We start from the raw sequence: 6940 nt of genomic DNA, 5'->3' as shown, positions 1-6940 counted from the left end.
GATATGGGGCTGCGGGGCGGCCGGGAAACGGCGACCCGCGGCGCGGACGCCCCTCGCTGCCGCACTTCCCCGGGTCCCCTGCGGATAACCTTCCGCGTATGCCGTCGACCAGCCCCGCCGCCGACCCGACCACCGCGCCCGCTGCACGGGATGCTGGTGGTGCCGTCCTCGACCTGTCCGCCGACGTCACGTCGCTCACCGCGGCCGTCTGCGACATCGAGTCGGTCAGCCAGGACGAGGCACCCCTCGCCGACGCCATCGAGGCCGCCCTCCGGCCGCTGGCCCACCTCGAGGTGACCCGGGACGGCAACACGGTCATCGCGCGCACCTCGTTCGGCCGTGCCGAACGCGTCGTCCTGGCCGGGCACATCGACACGGTCCCCCTGACGTCGGTGCCCAACCTGCCCACCCGCCGCGTCGACGGCGAGCTGTGGGGCCGTGGCACGGTCGACATGAAGGGCGGCGTCGGCGTCATGCTGCGGATCGCCGCCCAGGTCACCGAGCCCAGTCGTGACCTCACCTTCCTCTTCTACGAATGCGAGGAGATCGACGCGAGCTTCAACGGGCTCGCCCGCGTCGCCGACAGCTCGCCCGAGCTGGTGACCGGCGACTTCGCGGTGCTGCTCGAGCCCACCAACGGTGCCATCGAGGGTGGCTGCAAGGGCACCCTGCGCGTCGAGGTCGTCACCCAGGGCGTCGCCGCCCACTCGGCCCGGCCGTGGAAGGGCCACAACGCCATCCACGACGCGGGCCCCGTCCTGACGCGCCTGGCGGCCTACGAGGCCGAGACCATCACCGTCGACGGCCTCGACTACCACGAGGCGCTGCAGGCGGTCGGCATCAGCGGCGGCATCGCCGGCAACGTCATCCCCGACCGGTGCACCGTCACGGTCAACTACCGCTACGCGCCGGACAAGAACACCGAGGAGGCCTTCGCGCACGTGCGCCAGGTCTTCGAGGGCTTCGACGTGACGTTGAGCGACGCCGCCGACGGTGCACGCCCGGGCCTGCACCTGCCCGCGGCCAAGGCGTTCATCGACGCGCTCGGCGTGACCGTCAACCCCAAGGAGGGGTGGACCGACGTCGCGCGCTTCTCGGCGCTCGGCATCCCGGCCGTCAACTTCGGTCCCGGCGACCCCAACCTCGCGCACATGGACGACGAGCGCTGCCCCGTCGAGCAGTACGTCGAGGCCGAGGCCGCCCTGCTGCGCTGGCTCCGCTGACCTCTCCGCATAGGGTGGCGCTGTGACCGATTACCAGCCTGCACCCGTCACACCAGGGAGTCCGTCCGAGGACCGGCGCCAGACCGGCCCGGTCATGCTGCGCCGTCAGAAGGTGCCCCGGACGACGACCGACCAGCGACTGCTCGAGGGGCGCGAGCCCAACGAGTGGCTGCACGCCGATCCCTGGCGGGTCATGCGCATCCAGTCGGAGTTCGTCGAGGGTTTCGGGACGCTGTCCGAGCTCGGGCCGGCGGCCGCCGTGTTCGGCTCGGCGCGCACGCGACCCGACGACCCGGCATACGCCATCGGTGTCGAGGTCGGCCGCCTGCTCGCCGAGGCGGGGTATGCCGTCATCACCGGTGGCGGGCCGGGCGCGATGGAGGCGGCGAACAAGGGTGCCTTCGAGGCGCGGGGGACGTCGGTCGGGCTCGGGATCGAGCTGCCCTTCGAGGCCGGGCTCAACGAGTACGTCGACCTCGGCATCAACTTCCGCTACTTCTTCGCCCGCAAGGTCATGTTCCTCAAGTACTCCCGCGGCTTCATCGTGCTGCCGGGCGGGTTCGGCACCCTCGACGAGCTCTTCGAGGCGGTCACCCTCGCGCAGACGCAGAAGGTCACCGAGTTCCCGATCGTGCTCATGGGCGTCGCCTACTGGCAGGGGCTGATCGACTGGATGCGCGACACGGTGCTCGGCAACGGGATGATCAGCCCGACCGACCTCGACCGGATCATCCTCACCGACGACCCCCACGAGGCCGTCCGGGCGATCCGCACCTACGAGGGGCCCCCCGCGTGAAGTGGTTCATCCTCCTCATCGGGATCGTCGTCCTGTGCTTCGTCGTCGCCCTCATCCTCGGGCTCGCCGGCGGTGGCCTCGGGCGGGGCACCACGAGCCTGAGCCACGAGCCTCTGCCCGACGAGCCGATCCGCGACTCCGACTTCGACGACCTCGTCTTCGACGTGGGTGCCCGCGGCTACCGGATGAGCCAGGTCGACGGGGTCGTCGACCGCCTCCGGCGCGAGCTTCGCGAGAAGGACGCGGAGATCGCGGTGCTGCGCGGTGACGACGGAGCCGCCGATCCCGCCGATCCCGCCGATCCCGCCGATCCCGTTGAACTCGTTGAACCCGTTGAACCTGTTGAACCCGGAGCGGCGCTCGGACAGTCCGATCCGACGGTCGGCCGCGAACGCACCACATGACCGAGGCGCTCGCCCTGCAGCCTCGACGCGACTTCGTCGGCTGGGTGTTGGCGGTGTACGCGCTGGCCCGGGTCGTCACGACGACGATCCTGCTGCTCGTCATGCAGCACCAGGTGCCGTCGGGCATGACCGGCGGGAACGACGTGCCCGTGTCGTACTTCCCGTTCACCGCGCTGTGGGACGGCCAGTGGTACCAGACGATCGCGCAGCACGGCTATCCCTCCACGCTCCCCACGAGCGAGGGCGGGGCCGTCCAGCAGAACGCGTGGGCGTTCTACCCGCTCTTTCCCCTGATGGCACGAGCCGGCATGGCGGTGACCGGGCTCGACTTCCCCGCCGTGGGCTCGACGATCGCGCTGTTGTGCGGCGCGGGTGCAGCCGTGCTGATGGGCCTGCTCCTGCGTGAGCGCATCGGCGACCCCGCGGCATACCTCGTCGTGGCGCTCTGGGCGAGCTTCCCGGCGTCGGTGACGCTGCAGCTGGCCTACACCGAGTCGCTGGCGATGCTCCTGCTCGTCGGCTACCTCTACGCCCTGGCCCGGGAGCGCTGGCTCGTCGCGACCGTCGTGGCCCTGCTCGTGGGCCTCTCGAGACCGATCGCCGTGCCGCTGGGGCTGGTGACGCTCGTCGTGGTCGTCCTGCGCTGGCGCGCGCGCCGCGAGCGGCCCCTCACAGCCGGGACGTATGCCGCCATGCTCGCCGCGCTCGTCGGCTGCGGTGTCGCCGGGCTCCTGTGGCCCGCGATCGCCTGGTGGCGCACCGGGGTCCGCTCGGCCTACACCGACACGATGGCCACCTGGCGCGGATCGGGGACCGTCGAACCGTTCACGCCCTGGGTCGGGATGTCGACCTACGTCTTCGGCGACACGTGGGGTCCGGTGATGCTCTTCGTCGTGCCGCTCGTCATCGTCGCGGTGGTCGCCGGCCCGTGGGCTCACAATCTTCGCGCCGACCTGCGCACCTGGACGTTGGCCTACCCGGCCTATCTCGCGGCCGTGCTCGACCCGTTCACGAGCATCTTCCGGTATCTCATCCCGCTCTTCCCGCTCCTCGTCGTCGGGCTCGGGGCCGGCTGGGCCGACCGCCGCGGCAACACGTGGCAGCGTCTGCTGTGGCGCTTCGTGCCGCTGCTGGTGCTCTCCGTCGTCGGGCAGTACTACTGGACCGAGATCCTCTGGCGCTTCATCCCCCCGAGCGACTACCCGCCGTGAAACTGAACGGTCGCAGTGCCGTTGCCACCTGAATCCGCCGGGTAGCGACGACCTGCAGACTGTCTGCCGGGTCGTCCTGCGTCTGGGCGTGCCAGGACCCCTCCAATTGCAGGACGATGGAGCGGACCACGAGCCGGGCTCGCCCCCACTCCCTCCGCGTTCCCAGGCGTCCACACCCCTTCATGGTCTCTGGCACTCGTCCACAGCGGGGACCTCCGGCCACGTCGGAGACGGAGCGGCCAGTCAGCCTGAGGCCATGCACCTACCGGACCCCATACTTGCGCTCGCTCGGTCCCAGCACGGCGTCGTCACCCGTCGTCAGCTGCTCGAGGCCGGCCTGACACGCGACACGCTGCGGTGGCGCGTCGGGCGCGACTGGCGGTTGTTGCTTCCGGGCGTCTACGCCTTGCAGACCGGCTTGCCGACCCAGCACCAACGGCTCACCGCTGCCCTGCTGTCCGGCGGGGACGGAGCCTGGCTGGCGGGCATGACGGCAGGGGCCCTGCACGGGCTCAGGTCGTGCTCGGTCGGGCCGCCCGTCCGCCTGCTTGTTCCCGCGCCCCGCAGATCACGTCGGATCGCGTGGGTCGACATCCGGAGCACCACGCTGACGGGCGAGCCCGTCCTCGAGCGCGACGGGCTGCGTCTCGGTTGCCTGGCGCGAGCCGTCGTCGACGCGGCGGCCGAGACCCCGGACGAGCGGACGGCCCGGGCGCTGGTGATCGAGGCAGTGCAACGTCGACTCGTGCGGCTCGACGACCTCGAGCACTGGGTCGACGCTCGCGGTCGCTCGGGAACCGTCCGCCTACGACACATGTTGGCCGAGGTGGCGGCCGGCGCGTGGTCGGTGCCCGAGTCCGACCTGCTCGCACTGGTCCGTACCTCGCCCAGCCTTCCGTCCCCACTGGCGAATCCTGTGCTCATCGGGCCCGCAGGAGAAGAGCTGACCTCGCCCGACCTGTGGTTCGACGACGTCGGCATGGCGGTGATGGTGCAGTCCCGTGAGTTCCACTCCGACGGCCTCGACTGGGACGTCACCGTGCAGCAGGGCTCCGACCTGTCGGCGGCACGGGTCGTGGTGGTCGGGGTGACACCTGCGGCCTTGGCCCGTGACCCCAGCGCCGAGCTGCGCCGGATCGAGCGCTCCCATGCCGCTGCCCGACGGTCCGGCACGCGGGCCCCCGTGACGGTCGCCCCGCGCCCAACCCTGCCCATCATGCGAGTGGGCTGATGGCCGCGCAGTCGTACGACGGATCATCCTGCGTCCGGTGGCGCCAGGACCCCACCAGGTGCAGAACCATTCTGCGTTCCATCACGCCAGGTCGGCTCAGGCGCCGGTGTAGGTGGGCTTCTCCTTGGCGAGGAAGGCGTCGACGGCTGCCCGGTGGTCGCTGCTGCCACCCGTCAGCGCCATGAGCTCGGCCTCGTTGGCCAGTGCATCAGCCAGGTCGGCACTGGCCGAGTAGGCCACGGCGCGCCGGATCGAGCCGTACGCCAGCGTCGGCCCGTCGGCGAGGGTGCGGGCCAGCTCGAGCACGGCCGGCTCGAGCTCGTCGTCGGGAACGACCTTCGTCACGAGCCCGAGCGCCAGGGCCTCGGCGGCCGGCACCGTGCGCGGGAGCAGCAGCAGCTCCTTGGCGCGAGCCGTCCCGACGAGCCGGGGCAGCGTCCACGACGCGCCCGAGTCGCACGAGAGCGCGATGCCCGCGAACGAGGTGTTGAGGCCGGCCTGTTCCGACGCGACCCGGAAGTCGCACGCGAGGGCAAAGCTGAGGCCCGCGCCGGCTGCCACACCGTTGAGCGCGGCGACCACGGGCTTGTTCATCGTCGACAACGCGGTGACGATCGGGTTGTAGTGGTCGGTCACCGTCGTCGCGAGCGTCGAGGTCGGGTCACCGAGGCTGCGCACGTGCTCCTTGAGGTCCTGCCCCACGCAGAAGGCGCGACCGGTCCCGATGAGCACGACGCACCGGACGGCAGGGTCATCGGCGACCGCCCGCAGCGCCGCGACCAGGGCGTCCTTGAGCGCGTTGTCGAGGCTGTTCATCGCCTCGGCACGGTTGAGCCGGAGCCACGCGATGCCGTCGGCGACCTCGACGATCAGCGGTCCGGTGGCGGGGGAGTCGGGCGTCTGCGTCATGGGCGCCACTCTGTCCCAATCCGTCCCGCCGTGGAAGCGCGGCTGGCCCAGCAAAGGCCCGACGTGCCCTCTCTCACATCCCCAATTAGGTCTCGCAAACGAGACACGGAATAATGGTGCCAAAGACCGAGGATTCCAAGGGAAGGGGAACCATGGCAGCAATGAAGCCGAGGACCGGCGATGGCCCGCTCGAGGTCGTCAAGGAGGGCCGCGGCATCGTGTTGCGGATGCCCCTTGAGGGTGGCGGGCGTCTGGTCGTCGAGATGACCCCCGACGAGGCTGCAGCTCTGCGTGACGCGATCCAGGGTTGTGACGGCGTCAACTGACCCTTCCGCCTGATCCAGGTTCGACGGCCCCTGACCTCACGGTCGGGGGCCGTCTCGCGTCCCCGCGCCCGGGATCAGGTATGCCGGGTGGCCGGCCACCCGGCATACCTGGTCAGCGCTTGACGGCGACGAGGAGGCCCTCGCCGACGGGAAGCAACGAGACCGTGAACTGGTCGTGGTCGCGGATGGTGCGGCCGATCTCGCGGAGCGTGCGTGTCTCGGCGTCGCGGTTGGCGGGGTCGGACTCCTTGTCGGACCACGTCATGGCGAGGGTGCCGCCGCGGCGGAGCAGCCGCGTGGCCTGCGCGAGGTAGTCGGGGTACGCCTGCTTGTCCGCGTCGACGAAGACGAGGTCGTAGGCGCCGTCGGTCATGCGGGGGAGCACCTCGAGCGCACGGCCGGCGATGACACGGGTGCGCTGGTGGGCGATGCCGGCCGCGGCGAAGGCGTCGCGTGCGGCCCGCTGGTGCTCGGTCTCGAGGTCGATGGTCGTGAGGATGCCGTCGGCGGGCATGCCGCCGAGCAGCCACAGGCCCGACGCCCCCGCGCCCGTGCCGATCTCCATGACGGCCTTGGCCCCGGTCGCGGCGGCGAGCATCTGGAGCGCGGCGCCCACGCCGTTGCCCACGGACGGTGCTCCCAGCTCCTCGCCGCGGTGGATGGCCTCCTCGACCTGCTCGCTCGGGGTGACGAACTCCTCGGCGTGCGACCACGCGGCGACCTTCTGGGTGCTCATGTCCGTCACCCTACTGTGACGCGATGGGGCCAGTTCGCCACCCCGGCCCCCGATCCGGGCCAGAATCGGGTTCATGGACGAACAGGACCTGCCGCTCCCCGAGC

8 protein-coding genes are annotated in these 6940 nt (G+C 71.1%); 6 read left to right on the top strand and 2 right to left on the bottom strand.

Annotated features, from left to right (window positions below):
- The first annotated feature begins 98 nt into the window (after positions 1–98).
- The 5 genes from dapE to AC1DP0_RS15330 all read left to right on the top strand — a co-directional run bounded on the left by dapE (position 99) and on the right by AC1DP0_RS15330 (position 4865).
- The gene (gene dapE, locus AC1DP0_RS15350) at positions 99–1223 is read left to right on the top strand and encodes a succinyl-diaminopimelate desuccinylase (protein ID WP_478085651.1); all 1125 of its coding nucleotides are present in this window, start codon (positions 99–101) and stop codon (positions 1221–1223) included.
- Between the two features lie 22 nt (positions 1224–1245).
- The gene (locus tag AC1DP0_RS15345; protein WP_478085649.1) at positions 1246–2019 is read left to right on the top strand and encodes an LOG family protein; all 774 of its coding nucleotides are present in this window, start codon (positions 1246–1248) and stop codon (positions 2017–2019) included.
- Entirely contained in the window at positions 2016–2423 is a 408-nt protein-coding gene (locus tag AC1DP0_RS15340) for a cell division protein DivIVA (RefSeq protein WP_478085647.1), read from the top strand. Before AC1DP0_RS15345 ends, AC1DP0_RS15340 begins: the two co-directional genes overlap by 4 nt.
- The gene (locus tag AC1DP0_RS15335) at positions 2420–3634 is read left to right on the top strand and encodes a hypothetical protein (RefSeq protein WP_478085644.1); all 1215 of its coding nucleotides are present in this window, start codon (positions 2420–2422) and stop codon (positions 3632–3634) included. The genes AC1DP0_RS15340 and AC1DP0_RS15335 overlap by 4 nt, the downstream gene beginning before the upstream one ends.
- Positions 3635–3890: 256 nt before the next feature.
- Positions 3891–4865 carry a type IV toxin-antitoxin system AbiEi family antitoxin domain-containing protein gene (locus AC1DP0_RS15330; RefSeq protein WP_478085642.1) on the top strand — a complete coding sequence of 325 codons (975 nt, stop codon included), beginning with the start codon at positions 3891–3893 and terminating at the stop codon, positions 4863–4865.
- A 96-nt stretch (positions 4866–4961) separates the two neighbouring features.
- Here the strand turns inward: AC1DP0_RS15330 and AC1DP0_RS15325 are convergent, their stop codons facing one another.
- Positions 4962–5774: an enoyl-CoA hydratase/isomerase family protein gene (locus tag AC1DP0_RS15325; protein ID WP_478085640.1), complete on the bottom strand. Its 813-nt coding sequence runs from the start codon at positions 5772–5774 to the stop codon at positions 4962–4964.
- Positions 5775–5926: 152 nt separating this feature from the next.
- Between AC1DP0_RS15325 and AC1DP0_RS15320 the strand changes: the two genes are divergently transcribed.
- On the top strand, positions 5927–6100 hold the full coding sequence (locus AC1DP0_RS15320; protein ID WP_013493416.1) for a DUF3117 domain-containing protein: 174 nt from the start codon (positions 5927–5929) through the stop codon (positions 6098–6100).
- A 112-nt stretch (positions 6101–6212) separates the two neighbouring features.
- On the opposite strand, the gene AC1DP0_RS15315 is transcribed toward AC1DP0_RS15320, so the two are convergent.
- A complete protein-coding gene (locus AC1DP0_RS15315; RefSeq protein WP_478085638.1) occupies positions 6213–6836 on the bottom strand; it encodes an O-methyltransferase in 624 nt (207 codons plus the stop codon).
- Between the last annotated feature and the right edge of the window lie 104 nt (positions 6837–6940).

Source organism: Terrabacter sp. P5_B1, from assembly GCF_056400505.1.
The sequence above is the reverse complement of the archived record's forward strand: the minus strand, read 5'-3'. Positions and strand labels throughout refer to the sequence as shown.